Raw genomic sequence first — 17,400 nt, forward strand, 5'->3', positions numbered from 1 at the left:
TATGATTTGGATTATGCTGGCCACGCTGGTCGTGGTGTTTATTGTTGGCTTCAGGGTGCTCACCTCGGGGGCCCGGCGTGCGATTCGTCGGTTAAGCGAGCGTCTGGGCATCAGCGTGGTGCCGGTGGAGTCAATGATCGACCAGATGGGTAAAGCGCCTGGAGAGGCGTTTTTACAGTACCTGCATCGTCCTGATGAATCACATCTGCAAAATGCCGCCCAGATATTGCTGATCTGGCAGATCGTGATTGTGGATGGCAGCGATCAGAACCTGCAACAGTGGTATCGTCAGCTGCAAAAAACGCGTCTGGCCGCGCCAATTACTGACGCGCAGGTACGCCTGGCGCTGGGGTTTCTGCGCGAAATAGAACCGGATATGCAAGAGATTAACGCCTTCCAGATACGCTACAACGCCCTTTTTCAACCTGAAGATGGCGTGCACTGGTTGCATTGAGAACGGTATGTGCCATTTTGCATATAACGAATGGTGTTAATTGCTTATCAGCGAGACTCATCAGGCCAGCACTTTTAGTCCGTGCTTTTGCACAATGGTAAGAAGCTTCAACGCTATACCGCCGGGGCGCTTTGCGCCGCTCTCCCATTTTTGCACTGTAGAAACGCTGGTATTCAGATAGCGCGCGAAAACGGGCTGGCTGACGTTCAGCTTCTCGCGTAGTGCTTTGATTTCAAGCGGCTGAAGATCTTCCACGCTACTGAGGCATGCTTTGTCAAAGTTGCGCATCGTTTCCTGGGGAATGGCATCAACGCTGAATAATCCAGAAGCTGCGCTGTGAATAGCTTCAAAAGCAGGGCTTTTGAATTTATTTTTTGCAGTCATGGCAAATCTCCACCAATTCTTTACTTTTAATCAATGCCGTCATTTTATCTTCAGCGAGACCAGCATAATGCTTTGCTAACTCGCGGAACCCGGCTAATTCACCATTGTCGATGTTTGCCATATCCTGTTTGGCATATAAAAATGTATAAAACCAATGTATACCGCCTTTTGCGAGGATGATCGCGCGATCGCGATTCTGATTGAGGCGTTTTTTGTAAACCCCACCACCGAGATCCTCCACTTTTCCCTGCATTGCTGCTGCAATAACCTTACATAACTCTTCGTCTTTGATTGCATGGGACTTTGCTTCCCTGGCAAACCATTTGGTTTTAAATACACGCATCGGGTTGACATCCTGTAACCGTAAGTATAGCACTTAGTGCTATATTATGTCCTTTTCTTCCCGCTGTGAATGCGAAGGCGCGCGAATATCATGGCGCATTTTTCATCATGCGATCGGGTAAGCATATTTCCCTGCAACAAAGGAAAGTTGCTAAAACGTTAAATGCGTCACACTTTAGATGTTACACTGCACGGCTTTTCTGGCAGAGAAAGACGCAGGTAACGAAATGAGTGCAAGAATCGAAGAACAATCCCATGCTGAGACGATTATCCGGCCAAACTGGTCGGCTGTTTTCGCTGTGGCGTTCTGTGTTGCCTGCCTGATCACCGTTGAGTTTTTGCCCGTCAGCCTGCTGACGCCGATGGCGCAGGACCTCGGAATCTCTGAAGGCGTCGCCGGGCAGTCGGTAACGGTAACGGCGTTTGTCGCCATGTTTGCCAGCCTGTTTATCACCCAAATTATTCAGGCGACCGATCGTCGCTATGTGGTGATCCTGTTTGCCGTTTTATTAACGCTTTCCTGTCTGCTGGTCTCGTTTGCAACTTCCTTCACGCTGCTGTTGGCCGGGCGTGCCTGCCTGGGGCTGGCGTTGGGGGGATTCTGGGCGATGTCGGCTTCGTTGACGATGCGTCTGGTGCCGCCGCGTACCGTGCCTAAAGCGTTGTCGGTTATTTTTGGCGCGGTCTCCATCGCGCTGGTGATCGCCGCGCCGCTGGGCAGTTTTTTAGGTGGGATTATTGGCTGGCGTCATGTTTTTAACGCGGCGGCGGTGATGGGCGTACTGTGTGTTATTTGGGTAGTGAAATCGTTACCTTCGCTGCCTGGCGAACCGTCTCACCAAAAACAAAATATCTTCAGTCTGTTGCAACGTCCCGGCGTAATGGCGGGGATGATCGCCATCTTTATGTCCTTTGCCGGACAGTTCGCGTTCTTTACCTACATCCGCCCGGTGTATATGAATCTGGCGGGCTTTGATGTCGATGGCCTGACGCTGGTGCTGCTGAGCTTTGGCATCGCCAGTTTTGTGGGAACGTCGCTCTCCTCTTTTATTCTTAAACGCTCGGTCAAACTGGCGCTGGCAGGCGCGCCGTTGGTTCTGGCCGTCAGCGCGCTGGTGCTGACGTTGTGGGGAAGCGAAAAAGTGGTGGCGGCAGGGATCGCGATTGTCTGGGGGCTGTCGTTTGCGCTGGTGCCGGTAGGGTGGTCAACGTGGATCACCCGTACGCTTGCCGATCAGGCGGAAAAAGCCGGGTCCGTTCAGGTTGCGGTGATCCAGCTTGCCAATACCTGCGGTGCGGCTGTTGGCGGCTATGCGCTTGATAACCTTGGTCTGCTGTCGCCGCTGGCGCTCTCCGGCAGCCTGATGTTGCTGACGGCGCTGCTGGTGACGGTAAAAGTTCGCATACAAACGACGCGATAATACATCAAAAGGGGTGACGATTCGGTCACCCATGACGTTTTACATATCCGGGCATTCGACTTTGCCGAGCGCTTCCCAGTAGTTATTCTGGTTGTTCCTTTCTATCGCAACAATGGCCTCGCGGATGTGCTGTTGATTACTCTCATTCGACATGATCATCTTCTCCCATGCCTCATCCGACAGCGATGCCTGCGGTGTACACATTTTGCGTAGCTCTTTCAGGACGGTGCTTTTTTCGTTAGCGGTCTGAAGCGAGCTATAAGGCGAGTTAGCCAACGCAATGCCTGGCAGCGCGAGAAGGGCGGTAAAGAGCAGCAGGGCGGTTTGTTTCATCGTCATCATCCAGTATTCAAAGTTTAAGCATAAGTATAGACAGAACACGACTCTCTCAGCGGTCCGCATTACTTCGCAAAACCGTCTCGTCTGTAAGTTGTAGGCGGATTCTCCCCGCTCTCTCACTTTCTTGCGTAGCAGAATAGTGTATGTTCTGAACAATCATTTATTTCTTAAGCGGTAAAGAGATGAGACGGATTGAGGTAATACTGGGGGAACTCGAACGGCTGACGCGCGGGCTGAATCTTGCCGATCTGGCGCAGGAGACGGCATTTACGGCGGAAGCCATTGGCTTTAACCTCGGGCTGGCGCGTAACTCGGTCAGTAAAGATCTCAATCAACTCTGCAATGATGGTCTGGCGATCAAAAGCCGGGGCCGCCCGGTGTTTTTCCTGCACCGTCAGGCGCTGGAAACGCTGCTGGGGCGTAAGCTGGATGACGCCGAACGTGAAGTACGTACAATTGCCGATCTGTTGCCGCGTCAGGAAGGGCACACAATCGACGATCCCTTTACCGGTCTGATTGGCTACGATCGCAGCCTGCGCGATGCAGTAGAAAAAGGCCGCGCCGCAGTGCTTTACCCCCACGGGTTGCATGTGTTGCTGACCGGACCTTCCGGCGTTGGCAAAACCTTCTTTGCTGAACTGATGCACCGCTTTGCCTGCGAGCACGCCGCTGGCTCCCTGCCGCCGCTGGTCTATTTTAACTGTGCGGAATATGCCCATAACCCGGAACTGCTCTCTTCGCACCTGTTTGGTCATCGACAGGGAGCGTTTACCGGAGCGAGCGAGAATAAACCAGGCCTGGTGGAGCAGGCGGACGGCGGCTATCTGTTGCTGGATGAGGTACACCGTCTGCCATATGAAGGGCAGGAAAAGCTGTTCTCCATTCTCGATAAAGGTGAATACCGTCCGCTGGGGGCAAGCAGCAAGGCGCGTTCGATATCGGTACGCCTGATTTGCGCGACGACAGAACCGGTAAGTTCGGCGTTGTTGCGTACTTTCCAGCGGCGTATTCAGGTCTGTATCGATCTGCCGGGCATTCGCCAGCGTTCAATCGAAGAACAGGTGGAGCTGATTGTCGGCTTTTTGCAACGTGAAAGTCGCAAAATTGAGCGCACGGTGAGTATCGACAAGACGCTGCTGCTCTGGCTGCTGAATAAGCCGCTGGAAGGCAACATCGGCCAGCTCAAGAGTGATATCCAGTTCCTCTGCGCTCAGGCATGGGCGTCGGGGATGACGGAGCATAACGATACGCTGCAACTGGATAAACGGCTGGCGGAAATGCCGTTTAACGCCACGCCGGAGCAACGTCTGCTGGTGGACACGCTGTTTGATGGCAAAGAGCGCTTGAACGTTGACGCGCGCACGTTGCCCGCCTTGAAAACGTCGCTGGCGACGGGCGCCGAGATTGAAGAGAGCGATCTCTTTTACAGCTTCCTGACCCGCGAATACGTCAATCTGCGCAACAGTAACGTGCCTCCGGCGGAAACGCTGGCGATCCTGAAAAATAAGCTCAGCTCAATTTTTGAATATGGCCTCTACAGTCGCGACAATATTGCGCATCCGCCGCGTTATGGCGACCAGATTGAGGAACGCGTGACGCTGCTTATTGGCTGTGTGGAGCAGGTGCTTACGTTTACGCTGCCGGAGAACCTGGTAAATCCGCTGCGTAAACATTTTCTGGCGCTGATTGGCTACGTTCAGCGCGGCCTGATCCCGCAGCTTTATTCTTCCAGCCTGATCCTCGATCGTTGCAAAGATGAGTACGACAACGCCACATTGTTGTGCCGAAAAATCAATGAATTGCTGCATATTCAGTGTCCGGCGACGGAAGTGGTCTGGCTGTGTCTGTTCCTCAAAGAGTGTCGTCATTATCGTCAGCGTATCGACGCCAGCCCGGACTGCGGGGTGATCCTGATTGCTCACGGCGCAACAACGGCCACAAGCATGGCGCAGTATGTGAATCGGGTGCTGGAGCGCGAGTTGTTCAGTGCTATCGATATGCCGTTTGAGCAGTCGGTGCATGACACGCTGGAAACTCTGACCCAGATGATTCAGACCCGACGTTATCAGCGGCTGATCCTGATGGTGGACATCGGCTCGCTGGTACATTTTGGCAGTACGATCAGCAAATTATTCCAGATTGACGTTCTGCTGATGCCAAATATAACCCTGACCAGCCTGCTGGAGGTGGGGCTGGATTTAAGCTATGAAACCAGCGACCTGCCGCAACTGACGGCGTTAATGCAGGGTAAAAGCATCCCCTGTCAGCTTTGTACGCCACAGCAGGAAAGCAGCGGCAAAGTGCTGGTTATCTCCTGTATTACCGGCATGGGCACGGCGGAAAAAATCAAAAAGGTGCTGGAGGAGAGTTTTGGCGAGCTGATGTCGCAGGACACGCGGATGGTGATCCTCGATTACAACGATGTTCGCAGTCTGGAGCGCGTCCAGCAGTCGCTGCATGCCAGTGAACGACTGGCGGGTATTGTTGGCACCTTCCAGCCGGGGCTGCCGGATATTCCATTCATTTCGCTGGAGGAATTGTTCTCTGAGCAGGGGCCGGAACTGGTGTTGAGCCTGTTAACGCCGGACCTCACCAGCGCTGAACGCCGTCTGGAAATGGAACGCAGCGCAATGCGCTTTATCAGCGCGCTGACGATGGAGAGCATCATCAACCATATTTCAGTGCTTAACCCGCAGCGCATTCTGAAAGAAATGGAAGGGGTGCTTAACCATCTGACCACCACGCTTTCGCTGAAACCAAGCCGCCAGGTGACACTGCGCTTCCTGATCCACTGCTGCTGCATGGTCGAGCGTATCGTGATTAACCGAAAACCGTTACAGATGGCGCTGGAAAACAAACCGGATCTGGATGCCCGCGCGTTTAGTGTCATCAAATCGGCTTTCCTGCCGATTGAAGAGGCTTATGCCATCCGTTTATCGGACGCGGAATATTTTTATATCTACGAATTACTCTATAGCTGATCCCTTATCTGGCGTGGCGCTGCGCCTCGCCAGACCTCTCTTCTCCCCCGTGTGACACAAATCCTGGCACAGCCTTTGCTCTTACTCTGATGAGTTTTGCCGGATGGCGTTTGCTATTCGTAGGCCCGGTTCGTAGGCCCGGTAAGCGTAGCGCCACCGGGAAATGTGTGCCGGATGGCGCTATCGGGCATTGCCAGTCTCATGTAATCGAGCCAGGAGGCCATTTTGACTACCACTGAATCCTTGCCCCAGATCCTGCTGCTGACGCATGGCGGCTGGGGACAACAGCTCTGCAACAGCCTTCGCATGGTGATGGGGGAAATTAAAGGCGTAACAGAAATTGCGCTCATGCCCGTGGATACGCTGGGCGAGTTTTATCAACGTGTCGAAGCCGTGGTGAAAACCATGCCGGAAGGCTCACTTATTCTGACCGATTTTGTTGGCGGCACGACCTCCAACGTGGCGGCACGACTGAGTGCGGATTATCCGGTGGCGGTGGTTTCCGGGCTGAACGCCTCGCTGCTGCTGGAGGCGCTGGACCGGCGCGAACACGGCCCGCTTACCGCCTGCGTGAGCGGTCTGGTGGAAGCCGGGCGCAGCAGTTGTCTGGATGTCGTCGCCCATGTTCGTCAATTACAACAATCACAATAAGGAAAATCATTATGGCAAACATCGTGTTATGTCGCATCGACAGCCGTCTGATTCATGGGCAGGTCGTGACGAAGTGGGTCGGACAATCCCAGGCGAACCGGATTGCCGTGGTCAGTGACGAACTGGACGCCGATCCGTTTATGAAAAATATCTACCTGATGGCCGCGCCGCCAAACATCAAAGTGGATTGCTACAGCAACCAGAGCTTTGCGGCATCGTGGAAAGAAAACCAACTCGGTGACGGCAATGTGCTGGTGTTGTTCCCGTCTCTGGCGGCCATTCAACAGGCCGTGCAGCAGGGATTTGATGTCACCACCATTCAGGTTGGGGGCTTAGGCGGCGGGCCAAACCGCAAAGCGGTTTTCCAGAACATTACGCTCGATGAAAAAGACGTTGGCATTCTTAACGACCTGAAAAGTCGTGGGATTCAGGTGTTCTTCCAGACTATCCCGGAAGATAAACCACAGTCGCTGGACGATATCCTGAAAAAATTCTAACCCTCTGATAATGGGATAACACTATGGATACTTTAGTCTTTGCAAGCCTGATGGGGTTGTATTACTGGTTTGCCCGATTACGCCTTGGCTACACCTTCTCCGCCATGCTGCTTCAGCCGGTGGTTGTCGCGGTCTTTGTGGGGCTGCTGCTCGGGAATATGCAGACGGCGATGATCATCGGGGCGGGTATGCAGCTCGTCTATCTGGGCGTGACCTCGACGCCGGGCGGCAACGTGCCGTCAGATCCGGCGCTGGCGGCCTGTATCTCGATCCCCATTGCGGTTAAAGCCGGAATGGACCCCAACCTGGCGATTGCGCTGGCGATTCCGTTTGGCGTGATCGGCGTATTCCTCGACCAGCTACGCCGTACGCTGAACGCCGCCTGGGTACATATGGCCGACAAACACGCGGAAACGGCAAACATGGCGGGCATTATGCGCTGCGCTTTCCTTTACCCGGCGTTACTCGGTCTGGCGCTGCGTTTCCCGGTGGTGTTCGCCGCCAACTATTTCGGCCAGAACGTAGTGGAAAGCTTCCTCAAGCTGATGCCGCACTGGCTGACCCACTCCTTTGAAATTATGGGCGGGATTCTCCCGGCGCTGGGCTTCGCCATCACCATTATGGTGATCGGCAAAAAGAGTCTGCTGCCGTGGTTTATCGGTGGATTCTTCGCGGTGCTGTACCTCAAGGTCGACATCATGGCGATGGCAATCTTCGGCACCTGTGTGGCCTTCCTGATTAAAGGTCTGGCGAAAAATGAAGGAGCAGCATGATGAGCAGCGACGTAATGCAACATGAACTGGTTGAGCGTGCGCGGGAAACCGGAGCGCTGACCAAAGCGGACATCACCAGGGCGTGGTTTATCTACTGGCTGGGTGCGGAGGTTTCTAACTCCTATGAACGTTTACAGAGCCTGATTTTCTGCGCCTCGATGACGCCGATCATCAAAAAACTCTACCCGCAAAAAGAGGAACAGGTGGAAGCGCTGAAGCGCCATCTGAACTTCTTTAACTCAGAACAGACCTTTGGCGCGGTGATCCAGGGCATCTCCATCGCTATGGAAGAGCAGAAAACGCGTGGCGAACCGATCAGCGACGCCTCCATTACCGGGATTAAAACCGGCCTGATGGGGCCGCTGGCCGGGATGGGCGATTCCATCGTCTGGGCGGCGGTGATGCCGCTGTTGATTGCGATTTTTATTCCGTTCGCCGCCAATGGCAGCGCATTCGGGGGTATTGCGCCGCTGATTCTCTATCCGGCCATTACGCTGGCGATCAGCTACGGCCTGATTCACAAAGGCTATACGCTGGGACGTGATTCCATCGTCGGGCTGTTGCAAGGGGGGCGAATCAAGGAACTGATCTACGGCGCTAACGTGTTGGGGCTGATCATGATGGGGGCGCTGTCGGCGAGCTACGTCAAGATCACTACCCCGCTAAAAATCAGCGCCCTGAAAGGTTCTGAAGTGGTGGTTCAGCAGATCCTCGATTCGATTGCGCCTGGCCTGCTGCCGCTGGCGGCAGTATTTGCCATCTACATCTTTCTGGTGAAGAAAGGGCCGCGTTACACCACCATTCTGCTGTCGATTGTGGCGCTTAGCGTGGTCTGCTCGCTGCTGGGAGTGTTGTAAGCCATGACACAGAATATCTATCAACAGCTGGGGCTAAAGCAGGTGATTAACGCCTGCGGCAAGATGACGATTCTTGGCGTCTCCAGCGTCGCGCCGGAGGTGATGCACGCCACGGCGCGTGCGGCCTCCGCTTTTGTCGAGATCGACAAGCTGGTGGAAAAAACCGGTGAGCGGGTCTCCCGCTATACCGGCGCGGAAGACAGTTATGTCACCTCATGCGCCTCGGCGGGAATTGCGATTGCCGTTGCCGCCGCCATTACCCGTGGCGATCGGGCCCGGGTCACGCAGATGCCGGACAGTTCCGGTATGGCCAATGAAGTGGTGATGCTGCGTGGGCATAATGTGGATTACGGCGCGCCGATCACCAGCGCAATCCGTCTGGGTGGCGGGCGTGTAGTGGAAGTGGGGTCGAGCAACCTGGCCGCGCGCTGGCAACTGGAGAGTTCGATTACCGATGACACCGCCGCCCTGCTGTATGTGAAATCACATCACTGCGTGCAGAAGGGGATGTTGGGCATTGAAGACTTCATCCAGGTGGCGCAGATCCACAACCTGCCGTTAATTGTTGATGCCGCTGCCGAGGAGGATTTGCACGTCTGGGTGGCGAGCGGCGCGGATATGGTTGTCTACAGCGGCGCGAAAGCCTTCAATGCGCCAACCTCTGGATTTATCACCGGCAAGAAACCGTGGATCGCTGCCTGCAAAGCGCAGCATCACGGCATCGCCAGAGCGATGAAGATCGGTAAGGAGAATATGGTCGGGCTGGTGTATGCGCTGGAGAATTATCACCAGGGGCAGACGGTAGTCACCGCCGAACAGCTTCAGCCGGTAGCCGACGCCATTTCAGCGATTCGTGGGTTGAGTGCGGATATCGAGCAGGATGAGGCCGGGCGCGCGATCTGGCGTATTCGTATTCGGGTGAATGCCCGTGAACTGGGGCTGGATGCCCGCGAAGTCGAAGCTCAGCTGCGTGGCGGCGATATCGCCATTTATGCCCGTCGCTATAACCTCCACCAGGGCGTTTTCAGCCTCGACCCGCGAACGGTCGCAGAAGGGGAAATGGCGTTAATCGTGGCGCGACTGAAGGAGATTGCCGACCATGCAGCAGATTAATTTTTATCGTAATCGTGTGGCGATTAACGTACTGGCGAAAGATATCGCCAATGCCAGGGAAATCTATGATGCTGCCGAAGGCCATGTGGCGATCGGCGTCCTCTCCGCACAGTTTGCCTCAGTGGAAGACGGTGTTCAGGAGGTAAAACGCTGGATGGCAGAAGTGCCGTGCATCTCCGTGGGGCTGGGAGCGGGCGATCCGGCGCAATACTATAAGGCGGCGATGATTGCTGCAAAGGTACACCCGGCGCACGTCAACCAGACCTTTACCGGATGTGGTTTTGCCGCTGGCGCGCTGGCGGCAACGGGCGGCGAAAAAACGCATATCAACGCGCTGGTCAGCCCGACAGGCACGCCGGGCGAGGTGCTTATCTCCACTGGCGTTCGCAGCAGCCAGGGGACGCCTGCCCGCGTTTCCTGCGATGCAGCGGTACGCATGATGCAGGATATGGGGGCGCACGCGGCGAAGTTTTTCCCGATGGGCGGCGAGACGTCGTTACCGGAGCTGTATGTGCTGGCAACCAGCGCAGCCCGCAACGGGATGACGCTGATCGAACCGACCGGCGGCATTTCCCTGGAAAATTTCGGCGTTATTTTGCAAACCTGTCTGGAGGCGGGCGTGCCGCGCGTGATGCCGCATGTTTACAGCTCGATTATCGATCCGCAAACCGGAAACACCCGGCCTGACGATATCGTCAGGTTAATGGAGATCGTGAAAGCGCTGGTTTGATGGCGTAGTTTACGTAGGCCCGGCAAGCGTTCGCGCCACCGGGCTTTTTGTATATGCCTTTTTCTTCTTGCTGATGCCTTTTCGTTTTTTAAACCGCAGCGGCCTTCCCGCTATAGTCATTTCATTACCCATCAGATGGTTATTTAATAAGGATAAAAACGTGAAATTGACGATACCTCATTTACGGGCAGGGGCGGCGGTACTGTTGGCGGGCATATTGCTGGCGGGGTGCGATCAGCAAAGCAGCGACGCGAAACACATCAAAGTCGGCGTGATTAACGGCGCCGAGCAGGATGTGGCGGAAGTCGCGAAGAAAGTTGCCAAAGAGAAGTACGGTCTTGATGTGGAACTGGTAGGATTCAGCGGTTCATTGCTGCCTAACGATGCGACCAATCACGGCGAACTGGACGCCAACGTGTTCCAGCATCGACCGTTCCTCGAACAAGATAACAAAGCCCATAACTACACGCTGGTAGCGGTAGGCAACACCTTTGTTTTCCCGATGGCGGGCTACTCGAAAAAAATTAAAACGGTTGATCAACTGAAAGACGGGGCGACGATCGCCATTCCTAACGATCCGACCAACCTCGGGCGTGCGCTCCTGCTGCTGCAAAAAGAGAAGTTGATTACCCTGAAAGAGGGGAAGGGTCTGTTACCAACGGCGCTGGATATCACCGACAACCCACGTCATCTGAATATTATGGAGCTGGAAGGCGCACAGCTGCCGCGCGTCCTGGACGATGCGAAAGTGGATGTGGCGATCATTAGCACCACCTACATCCAGCAAACTGGACTTTCGCCGGTGCATGACAGCGTCTTTATCGAAGATAAAAACTCGCCGTATGTGAACATACTGGTGGCGCGGGAAGACAACAAAGATGCTGAAAATGTGAAAGCGTTTTTGCAGTCTTATCAATCGCCGGAAGTTGCGAAAGCCGCAGAGACTATCTTTAACGGTGGCGCGGTGCCGGGGTGGTGATCGGTAACGCTTTAAGTTAAATGAACTTTATCGCCAGAGACTCTTTTCTGGCGATAACATGCAGCATGGTATTTCCCGCTTAACGACAATAGCGAAATTTCTCTTCTTTTTTCCCCGTTCGGAGTTTTCAACAAACTTTCCCCTTCCATTCTTTTTTGTGCTCAAAAAAGCCGATTCTAATAGTGGATTGTCCTTTTTTGTAAGGTTGTGGTAAGCAATCTTTAGATTTTTATACTGAGAAATAGTAGGTGATTAAAAGAAAAGATCGTTCCGGTAAAATTCCTGGAAATGGTATGTATTGTAACCTTAGCTTAACAATAGTTACGTTTAGAATCTAAATAGGATTATTCTTGCAAAAAATTAAAAAAATGATTTGTTTGTAATAACTCATTAATTATTAATAAATTATATAAAATACTTTAGTCGTATTGTCAGGATTATTCTCGTAATTCTAAAAGTGGTGTTTTCTGGCTAATAATGCAGCAATAAATGTGATCGTTTTGTTTTTGTTTGTTTGATATTTGGTTTTTATTGTGTTTTTTATATGTTTAAATTTCGACTGTTTTGGGTTGTGCAGTGATCTGGATCAATTTATTTGATTTATAAAATTTTATCTTTTTTTAACTGATACTGTCTTATAAAAACCTGGTTATCGATATATTTTGCATGGTGAATAGCGCAGATATTATGCGGTACTTTATTTTCCTGTAAGCATTTGGATTTGATTTCTTTTGGTTGAAAAATCCTAATATTGCGGATGAAAGTTTTGCGTATATTATGTCAATGGAACCGGAAGGTGTTATTCAGTACTCATTTTTGATAATGGGGTGAGGTTTGTTTTGCCTTAATAACACATTCAATACGTCGTTCATTTATATCAACAACACCAGGGGAATTTATTATGCGTAAATATAATTATGCGTTATCCGCGTTAGCAATGGTTATCACTTCCGCATTTACTGCTTCAGCATTTGCGGTGGATGGAACTATTACAATTAACGGACAAATTACTGATACAACTTGTACTATTTCTGTCGACGGTGGCAGTAATGATGCAACGGTAACGCTGCCAACCGTTTCGGCTACTACGCTCGGCGCAGCAGGCGCAACGGCAGGTGCTACGCCGTTCACTATCTCGCTGAGTAACTGCTCAGGAACATCTTTAAATACCGCCAGCACCTACTTCGAACCTGGCGCTTATGTTGATAGCACAACCGGTCGTCTGAACATTGATTCAGCAGCGGCAGATGCAGCGACTAACGTGCAGGTTCAATTATTAAACGCCGATCGTGACGCCATTGTTGCAGGGGCTTCAGTAGCGAATGGCCAGAATGATATCCCTGTCGATATCTCTTCTGGAAACGGTACGCTGAATTACTTTGCGCAATATTATGCTACTGGCGCGTCTACTGCGGGTTCTGTAACGACTCAGGTCGATTACACCATGGTTTACGAGTAATAAAGACAGGAGTAAAGGCGGCGTCCTTTACTCCTGATTATGAGGTGATGAGATGTTAAAGATATTATCTTCCGGGCTGGTATTGTTATTTTCGGCGTTCTCACTGAATGCTATGGCTGACGTTGTGATTAACGGAACACGCATTGTATTTAATGCAAAAGACAAGGAATCAACGGTACAGTTAAAAAACCGGGGGAATAATCCTTATCTTTTACAAATATGGATGGATGATGGTAACCCAAATGCAAAGCCTGGGGAGATCACGGTTCCGTTCCTCATTGCTCCTCCCGTTGTTCGTATTGATCCGGCGAAAGGGCAAGCTGTGCGAATCATGGCGACGAACCCGTCATTGCCGCAGGACAGGGAGTCCTTGTTTTGGTTCAACATGCTGGAAATTCCGCCAAAAGCACAGGATTCAACGTCGGGCAAAACGCATATGCAATTGGCATTTCGTACCCGAATAAAATTATTCTATCGCCCGGATAATCTGCAACCAACACCATTACAGTCTTATAAAGAATTAAAAATATACCAACAAGGGAACAACATAAAAGTAGTAAACGACTCTCCCTATTACATCACTTTCAGCAAGGTTGAGATTCGTCGAACAACAGGGTCAGCTGTATTAGCTGCTGTAGAAAACTTCCCCCAGCGTATGGTGAAGCCAAAAAGCGAAATAGTATTCCCGCTCGCTAATAAAAAATCGACGCAATTGAGCGGTGCTTCAGTTTTTTACAGTGTAATAAATGATTATGGTGGAGAAACAACAAATGAGCAAAAATTACAAAGTAGCCCATAACGTTATTTCTTGTCCTCTGAGATTAACCCGCATTGCTCAATTCGTTGTTTTATCTTTTATTTCTGTTCAGGTTGCCTTCGCTGAAAATGATGAAGTGCAATTTAATAGCGATTTTTTACGCTCAGCGATTGATGTTAGCAACTATTCTCAGGGAAACCCGGTTCCGCAGGGACAATATAATGTCGATCTGTATGTGAACGACAAATGGCGAGGGCGTGGTGAAGTTAAGTTCGAAAATGATAAAAGCAATGCCGTGGTAGCCAAACCGTGTTTTACGCTGAAGCTGATATCAACGCTGGGAATCGATATTGATAAAATTGATCCAATGCTGCGCCAGTCGTTAAAGAATAATGAAAGTTGTGTGCGTATTGGTGATATATCTTCTGATTTAACAGCTTATTACGATGTGACGACACAGCGCATCAATGTGCAGGCGCCTCAGATATGGCTGCTTCGCCAGGTTCGCGGCTATGTTAATCCTGAATTATGGGATAACGGTATTCCTGCTGCGACGTTGCAATATGATTACAACGCATGGCATGCAGAGATGTCTGGAACGGACTCTATGTCATCTCAGTATCTGAGCCTGATGGGAGGGCTCAATTGGGATGCCTGGCGCTTACGCTATCGCGGTGTTTTCAACTGGAACAACGATCAGGGTTGGCATTATGACTCAACCAGCACTTATCTTGAGCGCGGCATTATTCCGCTGCGCAGCAAACTGGTGATGGGTGATTCCACCACGGATGGCCAGGTCTTCGACAGCGTTGGTTTTCGGGGCGTAATGCTGACTTCTGACGATCGTATGTATGAGGATTCCCAGCGAGGCTATGCGCCAGTCATTACCGGTGTTGCAAACACCAATGCACTCGTCAGCGTGAGTCAGCGCGGCGCGCGTATCTATCAAACGACGGTTCCGCCTGGCGCGTTCCGTATTGATGACCTGTATCCCAATGGCACCGGCGGCGATCTGCTGGTAACGATTAAAGAGGCAGATGGGAGTGAGCACAGTTTTACCGTGACCTATGCTTCCATCGCTGAACTGCTCCGCCCGGGAACCAGTCGCTATTCGCTGATGGCGGGGCGCTATCGGAATACCTCCGTGAATGAGAAACCACAGATTGCGATGGGGACATTCCGTCATGGTTTTACTAACTTACTGACCACTTACACCGGTGCGATGGGCGGGGAGGATTATCAATCGGTCGCAGGTGGCGTCGCGCTCAATACGCTCATTGGCGCGCTTTCTGCTGACATAACACATGCGCGAACGACGCTTGCGGATAACAGTAAGCGTGAAGGCCAGAGCATCCGCTTTTCATTTGCCAGGATTCTGCCCGTCGTTGATACCAATATCACCCTGGCGAGCTATCGTTATTCCAGCTCCGGTTATTACGATATTGACGATGCGATGTTGATGCGTGATTTAGAGCGGACAAATAAAGGGGCTTATTCCAGCAGCATTAACCGCAAGAATCGTCTGCAACTCAGCGCAACGCAGACTATTTCCGAGACGCTTGGGAGCATTAATCTCAGTGCCAGCACTCAGGATTACTGGAACAAAAGCGGGCGTGATACCGAGTATCAGTTGGGTTACACCAATGCGTTCAAGTGGTTCAATTTTAACCTCAACGCCAGCCGTACCCGCGATTTAGTGAAAGACAAATGGGATAACAAAATCGCGATAGGGATTTCCCTGCCGTTAGGGAACAGCGCGCGCTCGGCTTATCTCAGTACCACCTATGTTCAGGAAAGCGGGCATCGGGGGCTGCAAAACTCAATCGCCGGCACCTCCGGGGAGAACCGTCAGTATAACTGGGGCGCGTTCGTCAATCAGGATGACTACGACCATAGCAGCAATAAAACCACGGGCGGCGTCAGTGGTAACTGGACTTCGCCGTGGACCAGCATGGGCGGCAGTTTCTCAGCAGGCCAGGGCTACCAGCAATACGGCATGAACCTCTCTGGCGGTGTTGTCGCCTGGCAAAATGGCGTTGTGCTGACGCCGATCATGGGGGACACCATGGCGGTCATTGAAGCGGAACATGCGGGAGGCGCAAAGGTGGCAAACAACAGCAGCCTTAGCCTTAACCGCAATGGTAATGCCGCAGTGCCTTACCTCTCACCCTATCGCCAGAACACGATTGAGCTCGATCCCCGGGGGCTATCGAATGATATCTCCCTGGACGTCACCAGCCAGAACAGCGTCCCTACCGCAGGCGCCGTGGTGTTGATGAAATACGCCACGGATACAGGGTATTCCGTGCTTTTCACTCTCCGCCATGCCGGTGATGTGCTGCCTTTTGGCGCCGATGTGGTCGATGAGAGCGGCAATACTGTCGGTTACATCGCCCAGGGTGGGCAAAGTTTTGCGCGCGTTAAGAATCTGGCGGGCAAATTGCGCGTGAAATGGGGAAGTGGATCGGGTCAGGAGTGCCAGTTCAGTTACCGCTTATCAGAGCAGAAAAGCGCAGATGTCGCCGACTTACGTCGGGCTGATGCGGTATGCCAGTAATTAAGGAGTGAAAGATGAAAACTATCGTAACGGGCATTGCCCTCTCTTTTCTGGCACTGGCGGCGATGTGCGGCGTGGCGCGAGCGGACGGGACGTGGGTGAACTGTGAGCGTACCAATGGCTACTACCAGTACTTTGACTCTACGACCGTACAGGTGGGTAAAGATGCTGCCGTCGGTGATTTGCTGGGGACCTGGGCGACCTCTTACAACCCGACGGCATGGACCTGCTCTCATCGTACCAATTATCAAAGCTACGCCATCCCGATGGCGGTACAGGGGTATCCCCCCTACACCGTTTGGGGAACTACCCAGGTCGATGGGCAAACGTATACTGTCTATAACACGACGGTAAAAACCGGGTTGGGGTATATCGCTCGCTGGCGCTATACGGTAAAAGGGCAAACCAGCGACTGGTATCCTCTTACCATTGCGACCGGAGGGCAGCAGACGCCTTCGCAGTTATTTACGGTGACAGGCGATGGAAGTTCATGGAATCTCGGCGTGGATGTCCAAATCCGTTTTGTAAAAACGTCGACATCGTTAACCGCAGGCAGCACTTCCGTCTTTGACCCGATGTATATGCGACACTACCAGACATACGGGGGCAGTACGTCTGTTGGCAGCGGCACCTATATGATCGCTGATTTTCTGGCGGGAGGGCTGATCATATCCACCACCGGGGGAACCTGTACGACGTCGGATGTCACGGTTAATTTACCGGCTGTTAGCCGAACGGATTTTAGTGGTATAGGTTATACCGCTGCGCGTACTGATTTTAATCTGAACTTTACAAAATGCCCGGCAGGGTTATCGAGCATCAGCTATTTTTTTACGCCGACCACGGCCATTATTGATAACGCCAACGGTGTTTTTGCGCTGGCGAGCACCTCAACGGCGAGCGGCGTGGGTATCCAGTTGTTGGACGATCAGAATATCCCTCTGTCGTTTAATACGGCATATCTCCTGACGGATTATGATCCGGCTCAGGACAATGCGAATTATACCGTGCCACTGCGTGCCGGTTTATATCAGACTGCGGCAAATGTCTCTTCTGGCGATGTCAGAGGTGCAGTGACATTCACCCTTGTCTATAAATAGAGGAGG

General features: G+C 52.2%; 17 protein-coding genes. 14 read left to right on the forward strand and 3 right to left on the reverse strand.

What is annotated here, in order from left to right; translation table 11 throughout:
* The first annotated feature begins 1 nt into the window (after position 1).
* Positions 2 to 454 carry a DUF1198 domain-containing protein gene (locus tag FD428_RS00235; RefSeq protein ID WP_012135814.1) on the forward strand — a complete coding sequence of 151 codons (453 nt, stop codon included), beginning with the start codon at positions 2 to 4 and terminating at the stop codon, positions 452 to 454.
* A gap of 60 nt (positions 455 to 514) precedes the next feature.
* Here FD428_RS00235 and FD428_RS00240 read toward each other — a convergent pair whose 3' ends face one another.
* Together FD428_RS00240 and FD428_RS00245 are read right to left on the reverse strand one after the other, a co-directional pair.
* Positions 515 to 838, reverse strand: coding sequence for a DNA-binding transcriptional regulator (locus FD428_RS00240; RefSeq protein WP_047460187.1), 324 nt, complete (start codon positions 836 to 838; stop codon positions 515 to 517).
* Positions 822 to 1,181 carry a type II toxin-antitoxin system RelE/ParE family toxin gene (locus FD428_RS00245; RefSeq protein ID WP_104867989.1) on the reverse strand — a complete coding sequence of 120 codons (360 nt, stop codon included), beginning with the start codon at positions 1,179 to 1,181 and terminating at the stop codon, positions 822 to 824. Before FD428_RS00245 ends, FD428_RS00240 begins: the two co-directional genes overlap by 17 nt.
* A 226-nt stretch (positions 1,182 to 1,407) precedes the next feature.
* On the opposite strand from FD428_RS00245, the gene nepI reads away from it, so the two are divergent.
* Positions 1,408 to 2,601, forward strand: a complete 1,194-nt coding sequence (nepI, locus tag FD428_RS00250) for a purine ribonucleoside efflux pump NepI (RefSeq protein WP_024131071.1) — start codon at positions 1,408 to 1,410, stop codon at positions 2,599 to 2,601.
* Between the two features lie 39 nt (positions 2,602 to 2,640).
* Here nepI and FD428_RS00255 read toward each other — a convergent pair whose 3' ends face one another.
* Positions 2,641 to 2,934 (reverse strand): YicS family protein, encoded by a 294-nt coding sequence (locus tag FD428_RS00255; RefSeq protein ID WP_024131070.1) that lies wholly within the window; start codon positions 2,932 to 2,934, stop codon positions 2,641 to 2,643.
* A 188-nt stretch (positions 2,935 to 3,122) separates the two neighbouring features.
* On the opposite strand from FD428_RS00255, the gene dagR reads away from it, so the two are divergent.
* The 12 genes from dagR to FD428_RS00315 all read left to right on the forward strand — a co-directional run bounded on the left by dagR (position 3,123) and on the right by FD428_RS00315 (position 17,394).
* Positions 3,123 to 5,921, forward strand: a complete 2,799-nt coding sequence (gene dagR, locus FD428_RS00260) for a transcriptional regulator DagR (protein WP_114848129.1) — start codon at positions 3,123 to 3,125, stop codon at positions 5,919 to 5,921.
* Positions 5,922 to 6,146: 225 nt separating this feature from the next.
* Entirely contained in the window at positions 6,147 to 6,572 is a 426-nt protein-coding gene (locus FD428_RS00265) for a PTS sugar transporter subunit IIA (protein ID WP_024131069.1), read from the forward strand.
* Between the two features lie 11 nt (positions 6,573 to 6,583).
* Positions 6,584 to 7,069 (forward strand): PTS system mannose/fructose/N-acetylgalactosamine-transporter subunit IIB, encoded by a 486-nt coding sequence (locus tag FD428_RS00270; protein WP_042323421.1) that lies wholly within the window; start codon positions 6,584 to 6,586, stop codon positions 7,067 to 7,069.
* Positions 7,070 to 7,092: 23 nt separating this feature from the next.
* Positions 7,093 to 7,842 carry a PTS sugar transporter subunit IIC gene (locus tag FD428_RS00275; RefSeq protein WP_012135807.1) on the forward strand — a complete coding sequence of 250 codons (750 nt, stop codon included), beginning with the start codon at positions 7,093 to 7,095 and terminating at the stop codon, positions 7,840 to 7,842.
* A complete protein-coding gene (locus FD428_RS00280) occupies positions 7,839 to 8,699 on the forward strand; it encodes a PTS system mannose/fructose/sorbose family transporter subunit IID (protein WP_012135806.1) in 861 nt (286 codons plus the stop codon). Before FD428_RS00275 ends, FD428_RS00280 begins: the two co-directional genes overlap by 4 nt.
* Positions 8,700 to 8,702: 3 nt before the next feature.
* Positions 8,703 to 9,812: a D-glucosaminate-6-phosphate ammonia lyase gene (gene dgaE / locus FD428_RS00285; protein ID WP_114848128.1), complete on the forward strand. Its 1,110-nt coding sequence runs from the start codon at positions 8,703 to 8,705 to the stop codon at positions 9,810 to 9,812.
* Positions 9,799 to 10,542: a 2-dehydro-3-deoxy-phosphogluconate aldolase gene (locus FD428_RS00290; protein WP_047460201.1), complete on the forward strand. Its 744-nt coding sequence runs from the start codon at positions 9,799 to 9,801 to the stop codon at positions 10,540 to 10,542. The genes dgaE and FD428_RS00290 overlap by 14 nt, the downstream gene beginning before the upstream one ends.
* 160 nt (positions 10,543 to 10,702) lie before the next feature.
* Positions 10,703 to 11,521 carry a lipoprotein NlpA gene (nlpA, locus tag FD428_RS00295; RefSeq protein WP_024131067.1) on the forward strand — a complete coding sequence of 273 codons (819 nt, stop codon included), beginning with the start codon at positions 10,703 to 10,705 and terminating at the stop codon, positions 11,519 to 11,521.
* Between the two features lie 937 nt (positions 11,522 to 12,458).
* Complete coding sequence (locus FD428_RS00300; protein ID WP_168190571.1) at positions 12,459 to 12,980, forward strand: fimbrial protein; 522 nt, start codon at positions 12,459 to 12,461, stop codon at positions 12,978 to 12,980.
* 52 nt (positions 12,981 to 13,032) lie between these two features.
* Positions 13,033 to 13,779 (forward strand): fimbria/pilus periplasmic chaperone, encoded by a 747-nt coding sequence (locus FD428_RS00305; RefSeq protein WP_049008079.1) that lies wholly within the window; start codon positions 13,033 to 13,035, stop codon positions 13,777 to 13,779.
* A 94-nt stretch (positions 13,780 to 13,873) separates the two neighbouring features.
* On the forward strand, positions 13,874 to 16,294 hold the full coding sequence (locus FD428_RS00310) for a fimbria/pilus outer membrane usher protein (RefSeq protein WP_223849112.1): 2,421 nt from the start codon (positions 13,874 to 13,876) through the stop codon (positions 16,292 to 16,294).
* Between the two features lie 14 nt (positions 16,295 to 16,308).
* Complete coding sequence (locus FD428_RS00315; RefSeq protein WP_114848126.1) at positions 16,309 to 17,394, forward strand: fimbrial protein; 1,086 nt, start codon at positions 16,309 to 16,311, stop codon at positions 17,392 to 17,394.
* Positions 17,395 to 17,400 lie beyond the last annotated feature (6 nt).

The organism is Citrobacter sp. TBCP-5362 (assembly GCF_005406305.1).
Classification (GTDB): Bacteria; Pseudomonadota; Gammaproteobacteria; order Enterobacterales; family Enterobacteriaceae; genus Citrobacter_B; species Citrobacter_B koseri.

Excerpts from the sequence above, each read along its gene's own strand:
- FD428_RS00235 (WP_012135814.1), top strand. The coding sequence starts at position 2 with ATGATTTGGATTATGCTGGCCACGCTGGTCGTGGTGTTTATTGTTGGC.
- FD428_RS00240 (WP_047460187.1), bottom strand. The coding sequence starts at position 838 with ATGACTGCAAAAAATAAATTCAAAAGCCCTGCTTTTGAAGCTATTCAC.
- FD428_RS00245 (WP_104867989.1), bottom strand. The coding sequence starts at position 1,181 with ATGCGTGTATTTAAAACCAAATGGTTTGCCAGGGAAGCAAAGTCCCAT.
- nepI (WP_024131071.1), top strand. The coding sequence starts at position 1,408 with ATGAGTGCAAGAATCGAAGAACAATCCCATGCTGAGACGATTATCCGG.
- FD428_RS00255 (WP_024131070.1), bottom strand. The coding sequence starts at position 2,934 with ATGAAACAAACCGCCCTGCTGCTCTTTACCGCCCTTCTCGCGCTGCCA.
- dagR (WP_114848129.1), top strand. The coding sequence starts at position 3,123 with ATGAGACGGATTGAGGTAATACTGGGGGAACTCGAACGGCTGACGCGC.
- FD428_RS00270 (WP_042323421.1), top strand. The coding sequence starts at position 6,584 with ATGGCAAACATCGTGTTATGTCGCATCGACAGCCGTCTGATTCATGGG.
- FD428_RS00275 (WP_012135807.1), top strand. The coding sequence starts at position 7,093 with ATGGATACTTTAGTCTTTGCAAGCCTGATGGGGTTGTATTACTGGTTT.
- FD428_RS00280 (WP_012135806.1), top strand. The coding sequence starts at position 7,839 with ATGATGAGCAGCGACGTAATGCAACATGAACTGGTTGAGCGTGCGCGG.
- dgaE (WP_114848128.1), top strand. The coding sequence starts at position 8,703 with ATGACACAGAATATCTATCAACAGCTGGGGCTAAAGCAGGTGATTAAC.
- FD428_RS00290 (WP_047460201.1), top strand. The coding sequence starts at position 9,799 with ATGCAGCAGATTAATTTTTATCGTAATCGTGTGGCGATTAACGTACTG.
- FD428_RS00300 (WP_168190571.1), top strand. The coding sequence starts at position 12,459 with ATGGTTATCACTTCCGCATTTACTGCTTCAGCATTTGCGGTGGATGGA.
- FD428_RS00305 (WP_049008079.1), top strand. The coding sequence starts at position 13,033 with ATGTTAAAGATATTATCTTCCGGGCTGGTATTGTTATTTTCGGCGTTC.
- FD428_RS00315 (WP_114848126.1), top strand. The coding sequence starts at position 16,309 with ATGAAAACTATCGTAACGGGCATTGCCCTCTCTTTTCTGGCACTGGCG.